The 26,088-nt window shown below is 52.7% G+C and carries 10 protein-coding genes and 1 pseudogene; 4 read left to right on the top strand and 7 right to left on the bottom strand.

What is annotated here, in order from left to right; genetic code table 11:
- Positions 1–39: 39 nt before the first annotated feature.
- Entirely contained in the window at positions 40–645 is a 606-nt protein-coding gene (locus BLR09_RS02505) for an RNA polymerase sigma factor (protein ID WP_143010996.1), read from the bottom strand.
- An 881-nt stretch (positions 646–1,526) separates the two neighbouring features.
- Between BLR09_RS02505 and BLR09_RS02500 the strand changes: the two genes are divergently transcribed.
- The gene (locus BLR09_RS02500; protein WP_093197269.1) at positions 1,527–2,807 is read left to right on the top strand and encodes a T9SS type A sorting domain-containing protein; all 1,281 of its coding nucleotides are present in this window, start codon (positions 1,527–1,529) and stop codon (positions 2,805–2,807) included.
- Positions 2,808–2,876: 69 nt separating this feature from the next.
- Here the strand turns inward: BLR09_RS02500 and BLR09_RS02495 are convergent, their stop codons facing one another.
- Together BLR09_RS02495 and BLR09_RS25930 are read right to left on the bottom strand one after the other, a co-directional pair.
- Positions 2,877–6,236 carry a hybrid sensor histidine kinase/response regulator transcription factor gene (locus BLR09_RS02495; protein WP_218126575.1) on the bottom strand — a complete coding sequence of 1,120 codons (3,360 nt, stop codon included), beginning with the start codon at positions 6,234–6,236 and terminating at the stop codon, positions 2,877–2,879.
- A 375-nt stretch (positions 6,237–6,611) separates the two neighbouring features.
- Positions 6,612–6,788 (bottom strand): annotated as a pseudogene (locus BLR09_RS25930) (two-component regulator propeller domain-containing protein); the annotation flags it as partial.
- 914 nt (positions 6,789–7,702) lie between these two features.
- Here BLR09_RS25930 and BLR09_RS02490 point away from each other — a divergent pair.
- The 3 genes from BLR09_RS02490 to BLR09_RS02480 all read left to right on the top strand — a co-directional run bounded on the left by BLR09_RS02490 (position 7,703) and on the right by BLR09_RS02480 (position 17,621).
- A complete protein-coding gene (locus BLR09_RS02490) occupies positions 7,703–13,933 on the top strand; it encodes a DUF8202 domain-containing protein (RefSeq protein ID WP_093197264.1) in 6,231 nt (2,076 codons plus the stop codon).
- A gap of 466 nt (positions 13,934–14,399) precedes the next feature.
- Positions 14,400–15,365, top strand: a complete 966-nt coding sequence (locus BLR09_RS02485; protein ID WP_093197836.1) for a Kelch repeat-containing protein — start codon at positions 14,400–14,402, stop codon at positions 15,363–15,365.
- A gap of 150 nt (positions 15,366–15,515) precedes the next feature.
- The gene (locus BLR09_RS02480) at positions 15,516–17,621 is read left to right on the top strand and encodes an ATP-binding protein (RefSeq protein WP_093197262.1); all 2,106 of its coding nucleotides are present in this window, start codon (positions 15,516–15,518) and stop codon (positions 17,619–17,621) included.
- 89 nt (positions 17,622–17,710) lie between these two features.
- On the opposite strand, the gene BLR09_RS02475 is transcribed toward BLR09_RS02480, so the two are convergent.
- From BLR09_RS02475 to BLR09_RS02460, 4 genes are all read right to left on the bottom strand, one after another.
- Positions 17,711–18,904, bottom strand: a complete 1,194-nt coding sequence (locus tag BLR09_RS02475) for a DUF6786 family protein (protein ID WP_245689857.1) — start codon at positions 18,902–18,904, stop codon at positions 17,711–17,713.
- A 162-nt stretch (positions 18,905–19,066) separates the two neighbouring features.
- Positions 19,067–20,539 (bottom strand): RagB/SusD family nutrient uptake outer membrane protein, encoded by a 1,473-nt coding sequence (locus BLR09_RS02470; protein WP_093197259.1) that lies wholly within the window; start codon positions 20,537–20,539, stop codon positions 19,067–19,069.
- A gap of 30 nt (positions 20,540–20,569) precedes the next feature.
- On the bottom strand, positions 20,570–23,623 hold the full coding sequence (locus BLR09_RS02465; RefSeq protein WP_093197257.1) for a SusC/RagA family TonB-linked outer membrane protein: 3,054 nt from the start codon (positions 23,621–23,623) through the stop codon (positions 20,570–20,572).
- A 553-nt stretch (positions 23,624–24,176) separates the two neighbouring features.
- A complete protein-coding gene (locus BLR09_RS02460; RefSeq protein WP_093197254.1) occupies positions 24,177–26,051 on the bottom strand; it encodes a helix-turn-helix domain-containing protein in 1,875 nt (624 codons plus the stop codon).
- Positions 26,052–26,088: the final 37 nt, after the last annotated feature.

Genomic DNA, 26,088 nt, shown 5'->3' with positions numbered 1-26,088 from the left:
GCGGGCAGGGAATTCTACTGATGCCGACGGAAATTTTTTTTAAAAAACGTGAAAAGGACTTTCGTGAAGCTGTGAAAGCAGGAGGTACACACCCACCGGCCCCCACTGCCGGCGAAGGCGCCGCAGGGTCTCGTGCAGGAGATTATAGACCGACTGCCGGTTCATTTTCATGACGTCGGCAATCTCTTCGCAGGAGAGATTCTGATAAAAACGAAGGTGGATGATTTCCTTCTGGCGGGGCGGGAGCGAGTTGAGAAAGGTCTCGATTTTCTGTCGCGTCAGCAGGTCTTCCTCCCGGGAAATCAACACGTGATCGAAGGAAAAATCGACATGAAACTGATCCGCCATTTCGTCCAGCCGCTCCCAGCGCGACTGACGCAGCTCATACAAAATACGCTTGCGGAGCGATCCGAGCAGGTACGAACGCGGTGAGTCGATTTCCGGAAGCTTGTGCCGCCGCTCCCAGACAGAGATAAAAACCTCCTGAATGGCGTCCCGGACGAGGTCTTCATCCGCGTGAATCCGGATGCCATACCGGAAAAGCGACTTGTAATGCCTGCGCATCAAGGTATTGAAAGCGGCCTCGTCGCTGTCGCCCACTCCGTTCCAGAGCAGGAAATCCTCGGTCTTTGCAGGGTCAGTCACGGACAATCGATTTCAAAAGCAGTGTACAGGAGGTGGCGACCCGCAGGCAGGAGCGAAAGCGCGAAGGCGTTGTTTATTGATGATCAGCGGTTTAACAGGAACCCGCACCTTCGCGCATACACCTGACCCCCGTCCCGGCTTTGGCCTCCGTCCCGAAAACACGGGAATCCGCTGAACCAAAGCCATTCCGGAGAATGGGGAACGACAAAGGTACTAACTTTTTGTGACCTCTCGGGCGGATACCGGGTTAGGAAAATACCACCAGCCCGAAACGGAATAAACCGGCCATCCGGATACCCCGGGCCAACCCCGCCTCCGGCAGACGCTGCGCTTTCGACGGACAGTACTTCTGTCCCGGAAACGAATGGGATGCGGCTTTCCGGCAGGTTTGTCCGGGGCCTGATCCCACCCGACATTTTTCAGTTGTTAGTTTTTGGGCATAAAAGACAAAAAACATGCCGCATAATGGCAGGTTTTCTGTCGCCTGACAAGATTGTCTACCATTATTGGGAGAATCGTCTATCCAGCGGTCCTGAAGGGACCTATACATTTGTGGATATCAGTTACGAAATAAGTATGTTTTAAATGCAGTAGAATGAGATATTTATTCTGAACAATTGTTCAAAATAAACAACAGTCAACAGATCCCGTAAAAGCCAGTTGGAGGGTACTATTCAGAAGAGGCAATCCGTTCAATTCTGCTGATTGCAATCCCTTTTATCATCTAAAAACATGTATCCGGAATAGCCGGTATGTATACCTGATCATTTTCAGTATTCGGTAAAAGAATAGTGAAACGAAGAATAGTACCGCCCGATGATATAACCCTAAACATGCCGCCGTATTTGAAAATACTTCTACCACTGTAATGTCCCCTGCGCATGTCCAATTTTACAAAATCACTGGTTGCCAGATTTTTTATCGCTTTTTTTCTGCTGAGCAGTACCCTTTATACGGGTTCTTTTGCTCAGGTAATAGGAAACTGTACCGCTAATGCCGGAAGCGCCCGTTCGGTCTGCTCTTCCTCGGTTACGTTAACGGGATCCGTAGGCGGAACACCTAGCGCCGCAAACCCAACCTGGACGTTTGTTTCCGGCCCGGTCACGCCGGTTATTGCCACACCGAATCAGCTAACAACGAACGTAACTGGTATGACGGAAACCGGCGACTACCGGTTTCGCCTTTCGCAGCCCTGCGGGCAGGGAGTTCCCGCTACGTCGGTCGTCACCATCACGGTGAAAGATTGCAAACCGCCGCTGGCGCAGCTCGTTACCTATACGCTGCCATCCCAGCCAGTGCAGGATCAGATACTGACGTATGACGGATCACCGGGTAACCCGCCTGCACCTCGTGGCTCAGATGCTGAGGACGGGTCGCTCGGCGGGAGTACAACCACCAGTACATTGATTATAAAAGCATTACCTGCGAATGGTATTCTCTCATACGACGGACAGCCCCTTTCCGTGGGAGCGATTATTCCCGCGTTCGATGCGACGAAGCTGACCATTCAACTGACGGGAACCGGGTACCAGTCGGTTACCTTCCAGTACAGCTTCCGGGACAGCGACGGCTTGCAGGGAAATATTGCGCCGGTTACCGTCAATTGGTCGCAGCCGCTTCCGGTGACGCTGGTATCCTTTTATGCGGAGAAAACCGGTAGCAGTGTACTGCTGACCTGGAGAACTTCCGAGGAGAAGAACAATACCGGTTTCGAATTGCTCCGCAGTGCAGATGCTGCGGTATGGGAACGAATCGGATTTGTGAAAAGTCAGGCCGACAAAAGCTATGTGAATACACTCCTGAATTACTCGTTTCAGGATACCCGTCCCCTGGAAAGTGCCGGCTATTACAGGCTGAAGCAGATTGACTATGACGGTCGCTATCAGCTTGGTCCGGTGCGCTCAGTAGCGGCGGACGGAAGTCGTGAAACCGTTCTGATTTACCCGAACCCGACGACTGATAAACTGACGATAGAGGGTCTTTCCGGAAAAGAAATCATACGCCTTTCCAGCGAATCAGGAAGGGAAGTGTCGGTGATTCGAAACGAATCAGACAAGCAGAAAATCATACCCACACAAGCCCTGAAACCGGGTGTCTATATACTTACTCTTACGCGTACGGACGGAAGTACCCTGACCAAACGAATTGTAAAAATCAGGTAGCCACGAAAAAGAAAGCCCGCTGGTTTGCGGGCTTCTTTTTTGTCGTAAAAAGCAGAAATCAGGATAATATTACTCGCTCTTTTTCAATACATCACTGGGTAATTTTCCGTTGATTCTCCGGAATTCACGACTGAAATACTTCGGGTCGTCAAAGCCGACAAGCGTAGCAACTTCATTGACCTGGTAGCGGCCTGATTCCAGGTATTCCAGCGCTTTTTTCATGCGTACATTTTTGATGTAGTCGTTGACGGTAATACCCGTAAGCGCCCGTAATTTCCGGTAAAGCGCCGAGACGCTTAGCCCGGCCCGGAACGCCAACTGGTCTACGCCAAAGTCCTGGTCCCCGATGTTGTCTTCGACGATTTTTCTCAAGTCCTGAAGAAACCGGTCTTCGAGCGTATAACCGGTTTCAACGGCCGGTTCCATACTTCCGGAAGCGGTTTGCAGATACCTGCTCCGGAGATTCTCCCGGGTCTGAATATGGTTGCTGATTTTCAGACTCAGTACTTCTATGTGAAACGGTTTGGTGATGTAATCGTCTGCGCCAACCGAGAGCCCTTTGATGATATTCGGTACGGACGTTTTGGCCGTCAGCAGGAGAACAGGGATGTGCGAAGTAGCCAGCTCTGACTTCAGCCGCCGGCATACTTCCAGGCCGCCGATTCCCGGCATCATGATATCACAGACAACGAGGTCCGGAACGCGCTCCTGCGCAATTTCAAGTCCTGCCTTTCCGGTCCCCGCTTCGAGGATATTGTATTTCTCGCGAAGCGCTTCGCGGCAAAACGCACGCAGTTCTTCGTTGTCTTCGATGAGGAGAACGGTATGCTTGTGGCGCCCGTCGGGAGAAGCCGGCTCATCGGTTAAGTTTTCCGGCAGGATCGGAGGTTCATTGTCGACAACCGGAGCGGGGTTCTCGACCGTAAAAGTGGGATCAAAGTGCATTTTTCCTTTGGGAAGACGGAGCGTAAAACAGCTCCCGTGGTCCGGACTAAGCGGGTCTGCGTTGCTTTTAACGGACAGTTCTCCGCCGTGCTGAAGGATGATCTGTCTGGCGAGGGCAAGGCCTATTCCATAACCGGTATTGTTCTGCTCGGCGTCATATACCTGGTAGAAATTCCGGAAGAGGTGCTGCAGGTGTTCGGGCGCAATTCCCCGTCCGGTATCCTGAAAATCGACGAAAACAAAGGCGTCTGTCTCCGATACGGAAACCGAAACGTGGCCGCCTTCGGGTGTGAATTTGATCGCGTTTCCGATGAGATTGAAAAAGACCTTCTGCATCTGAATCAGGTCATACCAGCAGGTGATTGTTTCCTGTCCGGATGTGAAGTGGAGATTCACGTCTTTTTCTTCTGCGACGTGCTGAAACGCGCCGAGTGTATTGGTCAGCGAATGGACGAGGTTGTGCGGCGAAACGTGGAGGATAATCTTGCCGCTTTCCATTTTGCGGAAGTCGAGCAATTCATTGACCAGGTTCATCAGCCGCTCCGAATTGTTCCGGGCAAAAGTCAGGTACACCGATGCTCCCTGACCTGCCTCCTGAAGCTGAGAAGCCTTCTCAATCGGGCCGACAATCAGCGAAAGGTGCGTCCGTATTTCGTGGGAAACATTGGTAAAGAAATCCAGCTTTGCCTGGTAAAGACTGGCTTCTTTTTGCAGCGCACTTTTCCGCCAGAAATAACGGACGATGAAGTACAGCGACAGCGAGAAGAGCAGGAAATAAACAAAATAGGCCAGGTTGGATTTCCACCAGGGCGGAAGTACGGTAATGGAAATTTTGGCGGGTTCCGGATTCCAGTATCCGTCGCCGTTTGAAGCCCGGATCAGCAGGGTATAGTCCCCGGCGGGCATGTTAGAGTAAGTGACGGACGGGTTCGAGGTATGGTTCCATTCTTTTTCGAATCCTTCCAGCTTGTAGGCGTAGCGGTTTTCGAATGATCGCCTGAAGCTAAGCAAAGAAAAATCGAGGGTAAATGTGTTTTGATAATGCTGAAAAACAAGCTCTTCGGTCTGATACGTCGGACGCGTAAGAATGCCAGTGCTATCGCCCGGCCTGACCTCAAAATTCCCAAGGCGCAGAGATGTCGCGAAAAGGCGGGAGGGGCGGCTGTCGGTCCGGACGGAACCGGTGTTGAAATGAACAATTCCTTCGGTAGTAGCAATGAAGAGAGTGCCTCCGGGTGTCAATGCTGTCCCTTTCAGCCGGAGGGTTCCATTAGCAGGCAGACCGTCGCGGGTAGTGTACAGCTGCGTAGTATTTTTGTCAGGGTGAAATCGGATGATATTTGAAGGGTCACCGAGCCAAAGATATCCCTGTTTGTCGCGCTGAATATCAACCAGCATGCCGTCTGGTCTGAGGCCATTAACAGGGTGAGACGTCAGTTTATGGCTCTGTGTGTTAAAACAAAAAAGGGATTGATTTTCGCCGCTAGCTATCCAGAGACGCCCTTTGGGATCCCACAGGATTTGCCAGACCTGGCCGCCCATTGTTAAATCCGCATTATCACTTCTGAGAGGGAATATTTCGAGCTTTCCGGAGAGAAGATTCAGACCATAAAGGACATCTTTTGATCCGGCGGCCCACAGCGTATTCTCAGAGTCAAGGGCATAGCAAAAGATGCTGGCAACGGAAGATATGCGATAAAATAGTCCGGTATTTTCATCGAAACGAAATAGACCATAGTCCCCTCCAAGCCAAAGAGCTTGCTGCTTGTCCCTGACGATGAATCGGGTCCGTCCGGTCACGGGTCTGCCATTTTCGATAGGGAACGGAAAATCTTTCCTTTTCCCGGTTGAAAGGTCAAGTTTGCTGAGCAGGGAGCTGACGGAACACCAGATTATATTTTCATCTTCCGGCTGGAACGTATCGTACCCAATGGAAGTGGGGAGAGGAAGTTTCCGGGTAGTTGTTTGACCTGAGACTTCGTTGTAAAAGAGGATATCCTTCTTTGAATCCGGTATCAACCACAACTGTTTGTCCCGTAGGGTAGTCCCGATCCAGCCTTCACCAAAGTCGGTGCGACGGGAGTCCGACTGGGGTACCGGCCAGGAAGAGAATGTCAGAAAGGTGGGATTGAAATAGGCGATACCGAGGTAGTAGCTGCCTATCCAGACACCGTTATCATTGTCACAATAGATTGACATGAGACCGTCGTCAGGGAGCGAACCAGGCAGGTTTTTGTTGTTCTGATATGCGTTCACCCTCCCTGTTGCCGGATCAAGTTCAGCGAGCCCGTTCAGAGTTGCGATCCAGAGCTTTCCACGTTTATCCTGAGTGAGGGAATTTACTTCCAGATCCTTATTATGAAGCGCTTCACTGACGGCAGTTATTTCGCGGAAACTACTGGTTACCTGGTCAAAAAGATAAACGCCGTTTTTGGAGCTACCGATCCAGATGTTATCCTGAGTGTCGACATGAATAGACGTCATTTCGTTCTTATACCGCTCGTTCACGCGCTCAGATACTCGAAACAGCTTACCATTTGTTCCGTCTTTACGGACCCGGATCAAACCTTCGTCGGTAGGTATCCAAAACCAACCGCGGTGGTCTTCCTTCAGCATTTTGCACCGGAAGCCATCCTTTCGGATGGCCTGAACAAGATTAGTAGAGAAGGAGAGCTTGTTACCTTTTATTTCAACTTCATATACACCTGAAGTGTTTGTAATGAAAATGCGATTTTCGGAATCCTTTGTCACGGAATTAATTCCCGAATTCAGTGGGCTGTTCTTCGGGTAATTCTTGGCGAAAAAATTGCGGAAATGTTCTTTTTCTGCGTCGAAATAGCTAATCCCGTGAACAGTAACTACCCATATATTCCCCTTGCGATCAATAGCAATATCCCGTGTAAAATTGCTCGGAAGTGAGAGGGAATCTTTAGGAACAGCTTTATAAGTTTTACATCGATGTGAATCGTATCGAAGCAGTCCTGATGAAGTAGCGAACCATATAAATCCGTTTTTGTCCTGTTCTATATCCAGCACAGCAGTAACAGGTACGCCGTCCTGTTCCGAAAGCTTTCGAAAAGTTTGGCATACAGACTCTGAAACAAATAAAACGGAAAATAAAAGGATAATTACAAGTTGAAAGGATAACGGTCTCACGGAAAACACTTGATGAAAGGAGTTGCGAAACAAAAGAGGGTTAGTGGGAATATAGAGACATTACCTGATAGAGAGAAAGAACCGAAGTGCTGATCAACCAGGTAGAAATTCTTGCAATCACTGAACATTAATTGATTCAAAAATCAAACCATCAATAAATTAATACGCTGATTATCAGATAATTAATTTACTATTTCAGATAAAATGCAGGATTGGAACGGAGACGCTGCATAGTTAATTGAATATTTCAACTTAAGCAAGAATTGTTAGCCGTTGTGTAGTAAAAATTTGAACATAGCAAGATTGTCTACCTCAATTGACAAAATTTTCTCCCCTGTAGTTTCAATACACCATACATCTTTGCTGCCAAGTAATTCTGTTGCCTTTTTCTTTCTGAGTAAAAAGGAGAAGTCAGAAAGTTAATCTGGCTTATGCAGCATTTGCAGCCGCCGGATGAGGAAATTTCAGATAGAGCAGATACCCGCTGCAAATTCGCCGGAAAGAAATGACAGCCGTTTACGGTAATCCGGGTCATCAGGTATCATTCAAGATTAACAAGTCGCCATATTCTGCTTATTAAGCAACTTTGACAACTTGAAATTAAGATGAAGTAATGGCCGAAAGTGAAGCGGAATGTATGAGTAAAAAAATGGCCTTTCAATAGTAAGTCACCGACCAATCCTTTGAATCTATTCCGCCATAGAATGAGTAGCATGATGGAGTAGTTACAAGAGCTTGAAGCTTTTTTTAAGTTCCCACTAGTAACCCTTGTTTCAACTGTTAATCACTTCGTTATGCGAAAAATTCTATCCAAGATCTTGCTCGCTGCAGGCATTCTGGGCAGCGCTGGCGGCTTTGGGCAATCGCCCGGAGGTGTATCCAACCCGGTTGTCTGGCTTAAGGCGGATGCAGGCACCAACACGACCACCTCTGCCGCCAGCGTTTCGGCCTGGACCAATTACGGCAGCTCCGGAGGAAGCGCCGGACAACTTTCAACCCTTACTTTGCCCACCTTTCAGCGGGGCGCTCACAACTTCAACCCGGCTATTGTCGACGGTGTTGCCAATGCCAACGGCGCACTGGTGTTAACGAACGTTTTCCCTTCGTTTGCACAACGTTCGCTTTCAACGTTTGTCCTGCAAAGTCAGCCCGACGTAACGCAAACCCGGTCGTTTGTGTCATTCGTTAATCCGAGTTCGTGGGATGTACCTTATCTGGGAAACCTGGACGCATCCCGGTTTTGGTTTTATTGGGACGGAAGCTATCAAGCATACGTGACGCTTCCGAATTCGTTAAAGCGTGTGAATAATACGCCGTCCATTAACGGCTATTATCTCCCGCAGTGGACGACCAACCCGCACACCACAACCCTGAGCATGAACGGCGCGCAGGCGACTGCCTCCGGTAATTCAAGTGCCGGTACAGGCGTCGGGCAATCGCTTTACATCAGCAACGACGGCGGCAATAACGTCGCTTCCAGCGGGAGTATTTCGGAGATTATCACGTTTGACAAGGTACTCACGGATAACGAAAAACAGCGGGTCAATTCCTACCTCGCTGTCAAATACGGGATTTCATTGCTGACCGCTGCCGGAACGGCGCTGCCGGATTACCTCAGCAGTAATTCTACTGTTATCTGGAACGCGGCGGCCAATGCAAGCTATAATAATAGCATCGCCGGTATCGGGTTCGACGCCGGTTCGGCGCTCAGCCAGAAACAGTCGAAAAGCGTAAATGCCGGTAAGCAACTGCTGATCGGTACGACGGGTTTGGCTGATGATAACCAGGCCAATGCGACGGCTTTGACGGACGGTCAGTATCTGCTGTGGGGTGACAACGGACTGGCGAAAGTCCCGACGGTTCAACTCACGGGCGTTGCGGGACTGAACTACCGTTTCGGCGCGATCTGGAAAGCCCAGAATACCGGCTCGGTAGGAACGGTACGCGTGACCTGGCCGAAGGGGTTGACCAAGCTTTCGCTCATGCAAAGCTCGGATGAAACCTTTGACGGATCGGACGCTGTAACGGACATGACCGGTAATACCATTACGGTAAACGGCGTCGTATATAACTATGCGGATGTGACGCTTTCCAATGGTCAGTTCTTTACGTTTGCGGCCTTCGTACAGGCGCCGGGCGGCGTTGTTGCCAACCTGCTCATGTGGCATAAGGCGAATGACGGAGAAGCAACTGCCGGCGAAAAGGATATCTGGAAGGATCTTTCTCCGAACGGACGTGATGTCATCCAGACAAACAACACGACTTACCGGCCGAAACTGGTAACGGATGCAGCCTATGCCGCTGACAGCAAGAACTACTTCTTTAACTTTAACCCGTTCTATTATTTCGACGGAAGCAACGACTTTTTCAACCGTCAGAACGACGATTATTTCCCGACGGTAACGAGCGCCGGTTCCTCTTATGGCGTAATGTTTAATTCCGCTTCCGGTGGATGGCGCACGCCTTACGGATGGGGCGACGATGATCCGAACCTGAACCGGGCGGGCGATAACTATTCTGTCTGGCGTGAAAATGGCCAGGTGATCGACCAGAACCTCGGGTTAACGACACGTCCTGCACATATCGGTGGTATGGCCTGGAAAGGTGGTGGCGCCGCCAACAACGGGATCTACCTGAACATGAACGGCCGGATTTACGGGACGACTACCTATAATATCGGTAACCTGAATGACGCCTCGAATTTTGCTATTGGCAGTGAAGGTGTAGGCCTGACCGGTAACGGCAACGAGGTGTTCCAGGGAGGTATCTCGGAAGTATTTGCCTACAGCGCTGATCACCAGAATTCAGCCGGAAACGAGAAGCAGCGGATCAACAGCTACCTCGCGCTGAAGTACGGGATTACATTGAGCAACGACGGCGGCACAGGCGTACCGGATTACCTCAGCAGTACGTCTGCCGTGATCTGGAATGGCGCCGGAAACGCGGCTTATGGAAACAACATTGCCGGTATCGGGGTAGATTACAATTCAGCGCTGGATCAACGCCAGTCGATCAGTGAAAACGACGGCAAGCAGGTCGTTATTTCCACGCCGGGTCTGGCCAATACCAACGCGCTGAATGCACAGGCGCTCAACAACGGGCAGTTCCTTCTTTGGGGCGACAACGGTCTCGCCAAAGTACCCTCAGCAGCGGTGAGCGGCGTTGCCGGCTTTAACTACCGCTTTGCAGCCATCTGGAAAGTACAGAATACCGGTTCGGTTGGTACGGTCCGCGTTGCCTGGCCAAAGGGGGTGAACAAGCTCGCGCTTATTCAGAGTGCGGATGAAACGTTTGACGGCTCGGATGTCGTAACGGACATGACAGCGAATGTTGTTGCCCTCAACGGCGTCGATTACAACTATGCGGATGTGACCCTGGCAAACGGGCAGTTCTTCACCTTTGTGACCCAATTGAACGGCCCCGGTGGCATTTCCCTCGATCTGCGGGTATGGCTTCGCTCCGATGCCGGATTTGCTCCGCAGGAATGGACGGATATGTCCGGTAATGCCAACGACTACACGCAGACCAATGCCACGCGTCAGCCGTTTTTGGCTACTGCGAAATACAACTTCAATCCGATCGTGGATTTCGGTACAAACGGTGCTGATGCCCGTTTCATGGCCGTTCCGAGTGGTAAGCCCTATACAGCCAACGGGACAGCAAGCACGTTGTTTACGGCGTTTCTGAACCGCTCTGTGAGTGGGTATGCGGATATTGTCGGCTTCGGAGCAACAACAACGGGAACAGGCCTGATAAACGCCAACTTGCCGGTATTTACGACGATTGGCGACAACCCGGTTCTGTACCCGCAAGCGAGTGCCGGATCAACCCTGGCAATCAACAAGCTGTACCTCAACGACGCCTCTTTCACGATCGGTTCGGGAGGGGTTAAATACGGGCAAAACGGTGTTGCTTCTACGGTGGCGAGTAACGTTGCCGCCGGAAACGCCCTGTTTGCCAACGGAAGTATCCTGGGCTCACAGCCGGAAGAAAGAAACGGTCTGATCGGTGAATTCATTGCCTATCAGCGGGATCTGAGCGAAGCAGAGAAGCAACGGGTGCGCAGCTACGTAGCCATCAAGTACGGCCTCACCCTGCCGCATAACTATACCGCTGCCAACGGTACGACGGTCTTCTGGGATCAGGCGACCAACACCGGCTTCGGTAACAACATTGCCGGTATCGTCCGGGATGACGAAGGTTCGCTCAATCAGAAACAGTCCTGGAGTATCAATACGACCAAAGAAGTACTGATCAGTACCACCGGACTGGCTGACGACAATGCCGCCAACGCGACGACGCTGAACAACCAACAGTTCCTCGTCTGGGGCGATAACGGTCTTGCCAAAGCGCCGGCCGTCTACAACCCGACCATCAACGGAAGCGTCAACGTACTCTTCAAGGCCATCTGGAAAGTACAGAACACCGGTTCTGTCGGAACAGTACGCGTCGCCTGGCCCGCCGGATTGAAGAACCTGTCGCTTATTCAAAGTGCCGATCAGACGTTCGACGGATCCGATCAGCTCACCCCGATGAGCGGTAATACGCAGACAATCAATGGCGTAACGTATAACTATGCAGACGTCACGCTTGCCAACGGACAGTACTTTACCTTCGCGTCGCTGCGGGAACACGCGCCGGGCGGGGTATTCGCCGGCCTGTCGCACTGGTACCGCGCCGACATCGACGCTACCAACACCGGCGACGGCACCGACCTGACGGCCTGGAAAGACTACACCAGCGGTGTGGTTTCGGCCCAGATCAGCACGGCGCCGATTCCGAAGTACAAGCAGGGCGCGTTCGATTACCTGAACTTCAACCCGGGCGTCAACTTCACGGCAACCAACCAGGTATTCGGAAACATCACCGAGCAAACGTTGACCAGCCTGAATTTCAACATCTTCACGGCTACGAAAGAAGGCATGGCGGGTGCGCGCTACTTCAACATCGGGATGGACAATACCACCTTCAACGGGACCAACTGGGATCAGCCTGGTTTGTATGCCGACGGAGGTATTGCCCGCCGGACCAATACGGGTGCTATTAATGCACTTACCAATCCCGGTTCAGTGGCCTTCTCCGGCACGCAGCCGAACATCGCCTACTTCACCTTCTGGGATCTCGGTATGAGCAAAGGGATGAACGGTGCACCGCGCGGAGCTGCTTACACACACGCTGCCATTGGATCCGTAACCGGCGGTCACATCTTCGGCTCCAACGGGATTACCACACCTCCGGGTGGAGACGACGGCGGGATTATCGGAAACATCGGTGAAGTCATCGTCTACGGTGCCGATACCATCACAACGGCAGAACGTAACCGCGTCGACAGCTACCTCGCCATCAAGTACGGTGTAACGCTGGACAACAGCGTGAACTACGTCACCTCGGCCGGTACCACCGTGTGGGACAAGACCCAGAACAGTGCCTACTACAACAACGTGGCCGGCGTGGGCCGGGATGAAATTTCAGCCCTCCACCAGAAACAAAGCCGCAGCCAGGCGTCCAATACCAACAACCAGGTCATCATGGCCCTGGGAACGGTAGCGGCTACGAACGCGGCCAATGCAAGTAACCTCGCCGACGGCCAGTTCCTCCTCTGGGGTGACAACGGCAACACGCAGGCCATGACCAATAGCGCTTCAACCTACACCACCTTTACCTACAGCGGCAATACCGACAACCGGCGGATGAACCGGGTCTGGAAAGTGCAGAATACCGGCGTAGGCCAGAGCCTCACGCTCCGTTTCCCGGTGGCATCGGTGGGTACGACTACGATCGCAGGCGAAGGCAGCTGCGCCAAGTATGTGCTGGTGTTTGCAAGTGACGCCGCGTTCACTTCGAACGTATCCATCGCCAACCTGACCGTAAACGGCACCAACTACGACGCTGCGCACACCTTCCCGGCAGGAGCGAGCTACTTTACCTATGCGAAAGTGAGCAGCACGGTGGATGGCCAGGCATACCTGCCGTCTACGACCGAGTCGACGGTTATCTACAGTAACTGTACCTCCGGCGGATGGAACTACTTCCTCCAGACGTCGAATACGGCCAACAAGGTACTCGCCCTCAACGGTCTGACGAATACGCAGCTCTCGAAACTGACCGTGACGATCACGCCGCAGGGTGTGAACTACGTCAGCGGTACCCGGAAGACCAACCTGATGCCCCGTCAGGCGTCTGTTGCCGATGCTGACAGCGCTACCTACAGCGGCGTGAAGGTTCGGGTGTACTACAGCCCCTCTGAACTGGCGGCTACCCAGTTGCCCGGCGCCGTGACAAACGGTTGGTTCAAGTATGAAGGAACGGCCGGCGCGGTAATCAGCGACCTCCAGGCCGACGGTGTCTTTACCTACGGCAAGGCAGTACCCCTTACTCCGGCGGCTTCGGGTGTGGAAGACGGTGTGAATTATGTCGAGTTCCATAACATCACCAAGTTCTCGTCCTTCGTGTATGTGTCTTCGACTGAACTGGTTGAAACGGTTCTTCCGGTAAAACTGGTGCAGTTCAAGGGAGAGGCTGTCGGCGATCAAGTAGCCCTGAGCTGGACGACCTCCAACGAAGAAGGCAGCAAGGGCTTCGAAATCGAACGCAGCATCAATACCCGCGATTGGGCGAACATCGGCTTCGTATCCAGCAAAGGCGAAAACGGCAACGGCATCCGGAACTACGGTTTCACGGACCTGAACCCGTCGAACGGTACGAACTACTACCGCCTGAAGCAGATCGATTTCAACGGTGATTCGGAGTACAGCAGAACCATTTCAGTGAGCGTCGCAGCCGAAAAAATGGGCCTCGTTGCTTACCCGAACCCGGCTGGCAAGGGTGAGCTGAGCTTCCTGCTGAAGCACGTTTCAACGCCGGTCGCATCGGTTCGCGTGTATGCGGTCTCAGGCGCGGAAATCAGCGGCCTTCAACTTCAGAATAACGTCCTGAATGTGAAGAACCTGGCTTCCGGCATGTACCTGCTGAAAGTAACGCTCGAGAGCGGAGACGTCCTGACGACCCGCTTCGCCGTGCAGTAAATAACAGACAGGCAGGTGGACGCGCCGTTCACCTGCCTGTACAACAACGATTTTATTTCCACTTTTCCGAATGAAACCGACGGTAGGTATCCCAACCAAACCCCGGATTATGCTTTAGAATCTATGTACTGTTCTGTAGCTATACAACGGCCGAAGGGCACATAAGGCGATAGACAACGATCTTTCAGGTGTTTCGATTCTGCCCCCGGCAAAACGATGCCGGAACCGCAGATCGATAAGTTGGCAGTACCAAGAGTACAGTTGAAAGGATTTGATAAGCCGGGAAGCCTCTTCCCGGTTTATTTTTTTGAGGGAAGACATGCCGGTTCGGTGGCATAAGCCTCCCGGCCTCCGGACGGAAAAAAACAGGAAAAACTTCCGCGGAACCGGTGAGCGGAGAGCCTCGCACGGTATTTTTATCAGTGGGAAAGGCGTTCCCACTAATACCTCTCTTAACCTCCGAAACATGAACAGACATTTCCTGCTAATGGCCGCCCTGCTGACGGGCGCGGCCGCCACCGCTCAGCAGTGGCATACCCTGGCGCCGTCCGGGACGGTTGAAAAACGTCATGAAAACGCACTCGCCGTTGTGAGCGACCGGCTTTACCTCCTCGGCGGGCGCGGCGAACGCCCGGTCGACGAATACGATATCGCCGCCAATACCTGGCGGCCTGGCGCGAAAGCTCCGATGGAAATGCATCATTTCCAGGCTGTTACCTTTAAAGACGAAATCTATGTACTGGGTGCGTTTACCGGGCCATACCCGCACGAAACCCCCATCCCCGATATTCATATTTATAATCCCGTGAAAAAGGAATGGCGGAAAGGACCGGCGCTGCCGGCCGACCGCCTCCGCGGAGCAGCCGGGGTGACGGTTCACAACAACCGCATCTACCTCGTCTGCGGAATTCAGGACGGGCATTGGGACGGGCACGTAGCCTGGCTCGACGAGTTCAATCCCGAAACCGGGGCATGGAAAACCCTGGCCGACGCACCCCATGCCCGAGATCACCTCCATGCCGCGGTGGTAGACGGAAAGCTGTACGTGGCCGGAGGCCGGCTATCCTCGGCCAAAACGGGTAAAGTACTGAATAGGACGGTCGGCGCGGTCGACGTGTACGACTTCCGTTCCAATACCTGGACCACGCTCGACAGCACCCTGAATATCCCCACCAAACGGGCAGGTGCCGCGGCCGTCGCGTGGGACGGCAAGCTGGTTTTGCTGGGCGGCGAGAGCGACCGCCAGGTACCCGCCCATAGTGAAGTGGAAGCCTATGACCCGCGCCGCCGCCAGTGGATCACACTACCGGCCCTGCTTCAGGGGCGTCACGGAACCGGCGCCGTCACTCACAAACGAAAACTCTACATCGCCGCCGGCTCCGCCAACCGTGGCGGCGGCCCGGAGTTGGGGGAGGTGGAGGTGTACCCGTGACGGGTTTTCTGTTTGCAGTTTGGGGTTTTCAGTTTCGCGCGGAGGGAGCCTTTTCCAACAAACTGAAGACAGTAAACCGAAAACTGAAAACCCAAAACATCTTCCCCCCCAATCCAGTTATTACACCAGAATCCCCGGCTGTCACCGCATATGTCGTCGAATCAACCTGCTGAAATACCGCATAAATGGGCCGACCACGACCGGCTGGAGTCTCTCTTGATCAATCAGGCAGAAGTACTGGAAATGATCTCCGAAGAGGTTCCGCTGCCGGAAGTGCTCACGCACGTGCTGCGGTGGGTACAGGAGCAGAGCGGCGAGGGAGTCCGGACGTCGGTCTACCTGCCGGATCACGGTATGCTGCGGCTGACGGCCTCGGCAGGCCTGCCTGCCATACCTGCCGATTTCGGCGTTGTGGAAGACGAAAACCCGGAAGACGGTATCCGTCAGGCATTGCAGACGGGAGAAATGATCGTTTCCGAACTGAGCGAATCCGAAGCCTCCCGGCCGGAGGAAGCGTTGCTCGTCCGCTACCTCGGCGTATCATCCAGGTGGGCAATACCGCTCCGGGCCAAAAGCGGGTCGACGCTCGGCGTGCTGGTTTTCTACCACCCGACGGCGACCATGCCGCAGGCAGACGACCTCCTCATCATACGCCTCGTGAGCCGGACGGCGGTCACCGCCATTGAGCGGACCCGCGACCTCGAACAGAGACAACGCTTTCTCCGGAAAGAAAAAATTGCCCGCGAACGCATCCGCGTCGCCGAAAACATGGCCGAACTCGCGGCAAGCGGCGCAGGGATGGGCTCCTTTGTAATTGACCTGGCGACAAACGACGTGATTTACTCCCACGGCCTGTCACGCATCCTGACCGGGCGCGAGGCAGAAACCCGTGACCGCTCGCTGTTCGTAGGTGCGTTGCACCCCGAAGACGGAAAAATCCGAGATCAGGCTTATGAAGAATGCCGGAAAACGGGTGAACTGCGGTACGAGGCGCGCTTCGTCTGGCACAACGGGTCCATTCACTGGATCAAGGTCATCGGTGGCTATGCCTATGATACATCCGGCGCGCCCGTTCATCTGCGCGGAATTGTGCTTGACATCACGACCGAGATGCTGGGTCGCAAGGAACAGCATAAACTGATGACGCTGATCGAAGACAGCGCCGACCTGAAAGCGATGTTTTCGGATACCCGTCAGCTGACTTACCTCAACCAGTCAGGCCGGAAGCTCACCGGATGGGAGGGCGGGCCGCTATCGCTCGATGAACTCTTCGCGGAGCCGTTTGTCACCGATATACTGCCTGAACTCTTCGCGTCGGGTCGCTGGGCAGGGCCCGTTCATTTGAAAAATGGGGATATTCCCTGTCACGCGGATCTTACTACCATTTACGGACCTACCACCGGAAACCTCATCGGCATCGGCGTGACGCTGCGGGATCTCCGGGCGGAGCTGGCAGCCCAGGAAGCGCTGCGCCAAAGCGAAAAAAGCTACCGGGAGCTGTCGGAACGACTGGAACAACACGTGTTGCAGCGTACGCAGGACCTCGACGAAAAGAATAACGAACTCATCCGCACCAACCGCGACCTGGAGCAGTTTGCCTACATTGCCAGCCACGACCTGCAGGAGCCGCTCCGGAAAATCCAGTCGTTCGGCAGTATGCTGGAAGACCGCTTCCGGGACCGTCTCGGCGAAGAAGGGCGGGAGCTGCTTGGAAAAATGCAGAACGCCGCCGGAAGGATGCGTACTCTCATCCGGGAAATCCTGGCTTACTCCCGCATCAGCAAAGCCCGGGACCATTTCACCCGGGTAAACCTGAACGATGTGGTCGGCGGGGTGCTCGATGATCTTGACGGCCGTACCGATGCCGAAATACACATCGACACGCTGCCGGAGCTGGAAGCAGACCCTTTTCAAATGGTCCAGCTTTTTCAGAACCTGCTTTCCAATGCCTTGAAATTCAGACAGCCGGGACGTGCGCCTGTTGTTTCCGTTACCTGCGATACGGTTTCGGGAGAAGAAACAGGCATGCGTCCGGGAATGTATTACCGCATCAGTGTGCGCGACAATGGTATCGGCTTTGAAGAAGCATACCGAAACCGCATTTTTGAAGTTTTCCAGCGGCTCAATCCATCCTATCCCGGCACCGGAATCGGCCTGGCCATCTGCGCAAAGATCGCCCAGAACATGAACGGGGCCATCACGGCCGACAGCGTGCCGGGAGCGGGAGCGGTATTTACCGTGTTGTTGCCGGTGTAAAGCGTAAGATACTGACCTTTAATAGTTTATTGCCAAATAGGAATATCCCGGCGGGAAACGTGTCCCGGTATTTCCCGCCGGAAAATAGCTTAAAACGCCTTCTCAATTTCCGCCAGTGACACGCCCAGTACTTTGCGGCTGATGGCATCCAACTCTTCCTTTGATCCTTCGAGGTGGAAGGTACGGTGGTGGTGCGTGAGGCTTCCGCCTTTTTTCAGCGGTTTTACCGAAGAAGAAGATTCCAGTTCATAAAACGGCCCCATTTGCGATCCGTCGGCGAGGGGGCCGTCGTTGTAGGCATTGAACGCGTCTCCGCGATAGGGCTCGGCATGGTGTTCCCAGGTCGATTTGAGGTAGTCGCCTGCGGCGTCAACGTCAAACTGAACCAGCGTCAGTACCTGGCGGGCAGCGTCATAGCTGCCGGCCGCGCCGGTTGTTGAGCCGGGCGTAAGGCCGATTTTGCTGCGGTACTTGCCATCGGCCCGGAGGAAAACAGCTCCGGAACCCTTCCGGAGCCGTTCGTCCGGTACTTTTCCAAAATAGTTATCCGTCAATTGCAGTTCGTTGTGATAGGGTGCAACGATGGTCGTAGCCGGCGCAGGCGTAAACATCCCGAGTATCCAGACGCCGAGTAATCCGGTATCTTTCTGCCAGTCGGCCCCGTGATTCACCAGTGTATTCTCGGATTCGTACCCCACCCAGCGGATACCTTCCGGCAGGGTGGTTCCCAGCCATTTTTCGTTTTCTTTCCGGGAGAATACGCGGATTTTCCGGAGGATTTCGATATCAAAGGACGTACCGGAATGGTTTTCGAGCATAGCCCGCTTCCGGAAAGAGGCGGATTGCGCGTTTTGGGCGACGGTTTCGAACGCAACGGTATCGATCAGGGGCGGCGTCTGCCAGTTGTCAAACGTAAAGTCCTTTCCTTTTTCAAAAAAGACGGAGTACTGCCCGCCTTCGGGCGACAGCCAGAAGCGGTCTTCGCCGCCGTAAGCGTTGATATGCGGCTGATAGGTACCCTTGCTGATGAGCGACTGGTTGATCCAGCCATATCCCGAACCGGCGGCGCCGGTCGCGGTACTCGTCATGACGCGGCCCTGCCAGGCGCCTACAACGGCTACCTGGGCATCCGGGTTATCTTCCGCCTGTAAGAGCAGAACCGACTGATGTTTGCGCAGAAATTCGAGGTCTTTTCCGAAAGATGAATCGGGCATAGCAGTTTGGCAGCCGGCGCCGAGTCCGGACAGGAGCAGCAGCCAGGCATGTTTTTTCAGGAAATACATAGGTTCAGACAAAAAAGGCTAATGGCGGGAGAGGTTACCCGACCGGAAAAATATCATTCTTAACCGACAAAAGCAGGGAATATCCGGGGACTACCTGCTTTCGCACAAAAAAACCGGTGCAGCCTGCGCCGCACCGGTTGATAGAGGGAATTGGTTAAGGAATCAGTATCCTGGGTTTTGCTTGAGATTTTTGTTCAGAGCCAATTGGTCATTCGGAATCGGAAAGAGATTTCGGAAGGCCTGCGAGGCAGGTTTGAAACGCCATGCTTTGTTATACTGTCCAAAGCGGATCAAATCCTGACGGCGGTGTCCTTCCCATGCCAGTTCACGTCCGCGTTCGGCCAGAAGCTCGTCAAGAGTGAGTGTGGCTGCGGTATAGGTGGGAACGCCGGCGCGAGCGCGTATAACGTTCACGTCAGCCAGGGCTTCAGCGGTTTTACCCAGGCGGAGATAGGCTTCTCCCCGCATAAGGTAAACGTCTCCAAGCCGGAAGATCACGAAATCGTTGTCCTGATCGCCGTAGGGATTGTTTTTCTGGATTTCGTATTTGGCACAGCGCGCACCACGCACCCGGGAATCGGCTCCCGCTGGCAAAACCAGCGCGGGAACCTCGGGGTTGAGTACCAATGGAATATTGTCATCCATGAGCTTCGTGCCATCCGCTGCAAATCGTTGGCCAACCATCCACATTTTGTAACGGAGATCGTCCTTGGTGAAGGAGTTAAAAAATTCGGTTACTGCGCAAGGGCCGTTCCAGGGGCTGTTCCCGATATTGAATTCCAATTGCTGCTTGTAGTGCAGTGTGGCCATCTGAATGAAAAAACCGGTGCGCTTGGTTTTATCAAAGGCAGTTGAAAGGATCGATTCAGGAGCGTTCTGGTTGTTGACACTGAATGTGCTGAAGAAATCCGGCGCCAATGAAAACTTGTTCGATTTGATAATGTTGTCGCACCGGGTAATCGCATCCTGCCACCGCGGCGTACCAGTGTACACTTCCGCATTGAGGTACAGTTTGGCCAGAATCATGTCCACTACATACTTGTTAAAACGCGTATAGTAAGCTCCGCCAACGGTTTCAACAAGGTCGGGATAAGCCTCCAGCAATTCTTTCTCAATCCAATTGAAAACCTCCTTGCGGGTACTTTGTTTCGGAGCGAGATCATCTTTGTTGTCAGAAATGATGACGTTGCCGAAATAATCAAGCATCTGATAGTGGAACATTGCCCGCAGGGCGCGGAGTTCTGCCTTCGTCTTGGCGTCAGTTACTGTAGCCAGGTGAATGTTGATTTTCGAGATCGGGTTATAGCACCAGGTCCAGGGACCGTTGAAGCGACCGTTGTCAAGCGCAGGATCCCAGGTGTGGGTATAGAGCCGCACCCACTGGTTGCCATCTCCCCAGTCACCGCCACGAGTAGGAATCATTTGCTCGTCGGTTGAAGTATTTAACCAGAAGTGATTTTCCCAGTATCCACCAAGTGCGTTATAAAGAGGGCCGATAAGGGCCGCCTGCTGATCTGCTGTGCCACCGAACTGATTGGTCGGGATGACGTCATAGGTTTTTTCCGTCAGATCCGTACAGGCCTGCGTTCCCAGCATCAAAGCAGAAAGCGCGAGAATGAGTTTATTACGTTTCATAAGTACGTTCAGATTTTCAGAATCAAATTTCTAGAATGTCAGGTTCAGACCCAGTTGGAACGTGCGGGTTTTAGGATAGATCGAACTGTTGTCCAGACCGAGCGAATTCGGAGTTTGAGCCGTATTCGACGACAAATCGCCTTTGGTCTGAAGTTCCGGGTCGATACCCTTGTATTTTGTCAGAACAAAGAGGTTGTTACCTCCAAGATAAATGCGGGCATTGCTGATCGACTTGTTCTTGACTGGAATGTTGTAACCAAGCTGCCAGTTATCGAACCGGACAAACGTGCCGCTTTCCATCCACATCGTTGTCAGAATGTTGGTGCTGTAGCCGACAGGAAGGGTATTGACATCCTTCAACATGTTGGTTTCCTGAATGGAACCCGGCAACATCAGGTTGTTACGGATGTTGTTGAGAATTTTGTTACCAAACGTTCCCCGCAGCTGGAAGCTCAGGTCAAAGGCTTTATACCGGAAATTGTTGGAGAACGACGCTGTCAGGAACGGCTGGGGATTTCCCTGTGCAAGGAGGTTCCCGTTCGTTACGGCAACGGCTGCATCTGATTTTGACACATCGGTCGTCGGTTCCTGGCCTGCACCCGGTTTCATCAGAACACTGCCGCTGGAATTGAATCCTGCAAAAGTCGGAACGTTGTTGAACTCACCCAGCGGACGGCCCGGAATCAGGTAAGAAGCGTAAACATCGGAAAGCCCGCGACCGCCGAAGGCATTGAAACGAATCTGGCCGATGTTGAAGTCATTGTTTGAAAGAGCGACGACTTTGTTCTTGTTGTATGCGAAGACGATGTTTCCGTTCCAGCCAAAATCCTGCTTGTCGATAATAGCGCCGCCGAAGCTCAGCTCAATCCCGGAATTCCGCATGCTGCCTACGTTGGCAAGGATGGTGTTAGTAACATAAGGACCACCTGCCGGCACGTTGACGGTATACAGCATATCCCGTGTGAGTTTGTTGTAGTATTCGATAGTTCCGGAGAAACGTCCCTTCAGGATCTGGAAATCAAAACCAACGTTGGTAGTTTCAAGTACTTCCCATTTCAGATTCGGGTTCGCGTTTTGGGAAAAATCATAGCCAGGCATGAAATCGCCCTTAAGGCCATCGTAATATGTTCCGCTCTGCCCATACAACCTTATCGAGTTATAGGGGTTAATCCCTTCAGAGTTGCCGGTCTGTCCCCAGCCTGCACGTAATTTCAAATAGTTGAGGAAACCAAGGTCAGCCAGGAAAGGCTCGTTGCTCAACGTCCAGCCCAGACCTACAGAGGGGAATACGCCCCACTTGTTATTGGCGCCGAATTTGGAACTGCCATCCCGGCGCACGGTTGCCGTCAGGTTGTACTTGTCTTTCAGATTCACTACGCCCCGTCCGAAGAAGGAGATGAGTTTCGTTTGATTTCGGTAGGAAGTGGCGTAGGTGTTGCCCGGGCTGATGATCGTCCCTGAACCGAGGCCCAGGTTATCCAGGTTGGCAAAATCTGTCACGAAACCGTTGTTGGCCGCACGGAAGCCGTCTTTATCCGATTGCTGATATGAGTAACCCGCTAGGACAGAAAAGTTACTCCTATCGCCAAATGATTTCGCATAGGTAGCTGTCAGATCCATGAGCTTGCTCGTAACATTGTCGAGAGAGCGGCTTGCCCGGCCATTTGCCGACGCATATGCTTTAACGTTCGGATTGCTCCAATAATCTTTCACGTCAGTGCTGCGCTGAAGCTGGCCGTTTACACCAAGAGTCAGCCCGTCGATGATTTCATAGCGAAGATTGACCCCGCCTTGTGTATACCGGTACTCGCCCTTGTTGATCGCATTTTCAAGCATTGCTACTGGGTTGAAGAGGCTGAAGTTACCAGGTACTTCGTAGAAAGACCCATCCGCATTCCGGACCGGAAGAGTAGGCAGGAACGTCGTCGCATTGGCAATGATGTTGCCATCTGCATACTTGGAATGTGTTTCGGTGTACGCCAGGTTGTATTGAACGCTGAGCTTGTCGTCAAACGCCTTCTGGTCCAGGTTAAAACGGGCTGTCAAACGATTCAATCCGGTATTTTTAACCAAACCTTCCTGATTGATGTAGTTCAGTGACCCCCGGTAGCTGAATTGATTTGCGCCTCCGGAAAGAGCCAGTTCGTGATTATTCGTATAGGCGGCTCGGGTAATTTCCTTTATCCAGTCCGTGTTATAGGGGTTTCCCTGAGCGTCCTTGGGGAACTTCAGCCCGTCATTAAGAGCGGCATCACCTTTGATCCTGCGGACTGCATCCGAGTATCCCTGACCATCCAGCAAATCAAAACGCTTCGAAATCGTCGATACACCGACGTAGTTGTTGAACGACAGCGTCGTCTTGCCTGATTTACCACGCTTGGTCGTGATCATGATGACACCGTTGGCAGCCCTTGAACCGTAAATAGCCGCTGCTGACGCATCTTTCAATACGTCCATCGATTCAATATCGCTCGGAGAAACCGTGTTGATGGGTACGCCGATCATACCATCTACTACATACAGCGGATCGCTGCCGCCTGCAAGGGAGGTATAACCGCGGAGACGAACGGTCGGGTTTTGCGTCGGGTCGCCGGAAGGCTGCGTAATAACCAGACCGGCTACCTTGCCCTGAATGGATTGCAGCGGGTTCTGGTTGACCCCGGCGTTCATGTCCTTCGCCGCGATGGAGGTTACCGAACCGGTAAGGTCTTTCCGCTTGGCGGTACCGTAGCCGACTACCACGACTTCGGAGAGCGACTGGGCGTTTCCCTGCATGACGACGTTGATGGTCGTCTGATTGCCGACTTCGATTTCCTGAGCAACCATACCGACGGACGTAAACCGGAGCTTTCCGCCTGTGGGAACGGTGATTTTATACGTACCATCCGCCTGCGTCTGGGTACCGCGGGTCGTACCGACGACCTGGACGCTGACGCCGGGCAGTCCGACCTTGTCATCGGCCGAAGTAACGGTTCCCGTAACCGTGATGTCCTGTGCCAGGGCCGAAAAGGCAGCAAAGAAGAAGGCGACAAGTAATGCGTGTTTACGCAGACTTGACAGCCTGAACAGGTATGCCTGATTCATGTGATTAAGGATTAAGTTGAATACGCTTGTGACTAGGAGAAAAAAGGAAAGAGGGTTTAAGGGTCAGATACGCATGGATCGGTCATGGATTAGAAGTATAAAAAGCTGCATTGGATTAGGTGTTGTTCGTTCGTACAATTCAATTTGATCTGACAAAAGTACCATCATCTCAAGGGCAAGTCGACCCACTTTGAGAATTATTGAGATTTTACGAGAAATAATTGTACTATACTGATCGTGAAGGAGTTAAGGGCGTTTCGAAAGGAGCGTTTTAGGAAAGTGGCACGTCTTTCTTTTACAAATCCCCGAAAAAAGAGACCTATTTCGTGTCGCGTCACCGGTTTTGAGGGGTACAATCCGACAAACTGATACTGTGTCAACCAAAACTGATACGGAATATACAGAAACCGAAAGAACAGGGTGAGGGGAGTCACCCCCCGAAGGAAAGACCGGATTCACACCGGAGAACATTCCGCTATGCATAAAAAAGAAACGTGTTTACTCTGGCGCAAAGTTTAGCCGGAGTAAACACGTTTCTTCACTGTGGAACTTCTTATTCGGCTTCCGCAGCCAGGTTGAAATACTCCCGCGGGGTCTTCCCGGTGATTTTTTTGAAGGACCGGTTAAAGGCCGATTTGGAGTTGAAGCCTACTTCATAGGCAATACTCAGCAACGTGAAATTCCGGTACGCCGGATCTTCCACCCGCAGCTTGAACTCATCCACCCGATAGGAATTGATAAAGTCGAAAAAGTTCTTTTCGAACCCTTCATTGATAACTTTCGACAAGGTATGCGGCGGCAGCTTCAGCTTCACCGCCAGTTCGTTCAGGCTGAGCTGAGGGTTCGTGAACGGTTTGTTTTTCAGCATGTACGCTTCCACCTTTTGTTTCCAGGCAAGAAGGCTTTCGTCGACAGCCGCTTTCTCCTCTGTTTCGGGAAGAATGGCCGTCACCGGCTGTTCCAGTACTTCGTCGAAAATGGAAAAAGTCTGCGGAGTGACTTTGAACGTTTCCGGCTGGTGAATGGCAAAGTACCCGACGAAGTAGGTGATGGAGGAAAAAGCCAGCCAGATGCAATCGACCGTCCGTTCGAGCGTCGGTGTGATGTCCATACCCGCCACCCGGCCGAAGCCAAGCGCCAGATAGAAAAACAGCCACAGGCATAGACAAGCCGCCTGAATCAGCAGTACTGTATTCAGGTAAAAGAGATTCTGCTCGTGTGAATGGTTCGTCTTGAACTCTTCCCGGTAAAAACGAAGGGCCTTCCGGAAAAGCAGCCAGTAGTAGATATTCCAGATCAGACCGACGAAACCCACTGCCAGAAATACGCCCTGCAAATCCCAGTCCTGATTCATGATCTTGTACTTCAGCGTAGAATCGCTCATGAGGAAGTACGTCAGGTACACAAACGTCAGGACGAATGCCGGAATGAAGTGGTAGAAAATCCGGGACGATTGTTCCTTGACATCGAAGAGCAACTTCTGCAGGTAAAAATAAAACAGCGGCGCATACAGAAACATCGCATAGTCCGGCAGAAAAATGATCTTCGTAAACGACTGTGCGACAGCCCGGTATCCACTCAGTACCTGCGCGAAAATCAGCGCGGAGGCGACGGCTATGGAAATGACCAGCCAGCGGTTGGCGGCCTTGTTATAGTCCTGAATAGTCGGGATCGCGATGATGAGTAGGATTCCCTGAAAGACCGAAAACAAGAGAAGCAGGTCATAAATGGAGTAGAAGCGGAAGGTACTCATGAGGTCTTCCCAGCCCTCAATATCCACGTCAATCGCCCACGGAACCACCCGCGGATGCTGGGAAAGTACCCGGTTCGGCCGCCCTTTGCCGCTGCTCCGCCCTTCAACCGACTCCCAGCTTCCCCGCGTAAACTTGTATTCCAGCTTCGGGCGATCGGTGAAGACCGTCACCCGGTAGGTTCCATCCACGCTTTTATGCAGCTTGTAGAAAGGCGACGCCGGTTCCCAGTTGTTGAAATTTCCGGTAATATAAAGAGAGGCGTCTTCCGGGGTATTTTCCGGGAGGTTGCGCACGATAAAGCTGTAGGCAATTTTCTTTTCCCAGCTTACGATCACATCGCGGACAACTTTGGGGCGGCTGTATACGCCATATACCCGGTTGATGCGGTTATGGCCCGTCGAATCGCCTTCGACAAGCGTCCAGAAACCCTGGGTAAATTTGTATTCAAACGTCGGCGGAACGTTGGGAAGATCAATGTAAAATACCCCGTTTTTGTCCTTTTTCATGACATAGTTCGGGTCTCCGGGATTCCAGTTGTTGATATCGGACGCGAAGTAGAGGGGCGCGTCCGGCGCCTGAAGAGGGGGGTATTTTACGACCTCAATACGGACCTGCGCTCCTGCCGGTACCCCACAAAACAGCCAAAAAAACAGGATCAGGTAATAATATCGCATAAACTGGTTGAAAACCGGACGGCTTCGCACATTCCGG

This window comes from Siphonobacter aquaeclarae (genome assembly GCF_900103285.1).
GTDB lineage: Bacteria > Bacteroidota > Bacteroidia > Cytophagales > Spirosomataceae > Siphonobacter > Siphonobacter aquaeclarae.
This window is presented reverse-complemented; position numbering and strand designations above follow the sequence as displayed.

Excerpts from the sequence above, each read along its gene's own strand:
- BLR09_RS02500 (WP_093197269.1), top strand. The coding sequence starts at position 1,527 with ATGTCCAATTTTACAAAATCACTGGTTGCCAGATTTTTTATCGCTTTT.
- BLR09_RS02495 (WP_218126575.1), bottom strand. The coding sequence starts at position 6,236 with ATGACGTCTATTCATGTCGACACTCAGGATAACATCTGGATCGGTAGC.
- BLR09_RS02490 (WP_093197264.1), top strand. The coding sequence starts at position 7,703 with ATGCGAAAAATTCTATCCAAGATCTTGCTCGCTGCAGGCATTCTGGGC.
- BLR09_RS02485 (WP_093197836.1), top strand. The coding sequence starts at position 14,400 with ATGAACAGACATTTCCTGCTAATGGCCGCCCTGCTGACGGGCGCGGCC.
- BLR09_RS02480 (WP_093197262.1), top strand. The coding sequence starts at position 15,516 with ATGTCGTCGAATCAACCTGCTGAAATACCGCATAAATGGGCCGACCAC.
- BLR09_RS02475 (WP_245689857.1), bottom strand. The coding sequence starts at position 18,904 with ATGTATTTCCTGAAAAAACATGCCTGGCTGCTGCTCCTGTCCGGACTC.
- BLR09_RS02470 (WP_093197259.1), bottom strand. The coding sequence starts at position 20,539 with ATGAAACGTAATAAACTCATTCTCGCGCTTTCTGCTTTGATGCTGGGA.
- BLR09_RS02465 (WP_093197257.1), bottom strand. The coding sequence starts at position 23,623 with ATGAATCAGGCATACCTGTTCAGGCTGTCAAGTCTGCGTAAACACGCA.
- BLR09_RS02460 (WP_093197254.1), bottom strand. The coding sequence starts at position 26,051 with ATGCGATATTATTACCTGATCCTGTTTTTTTGGCTGTTTTGTGGGGTA.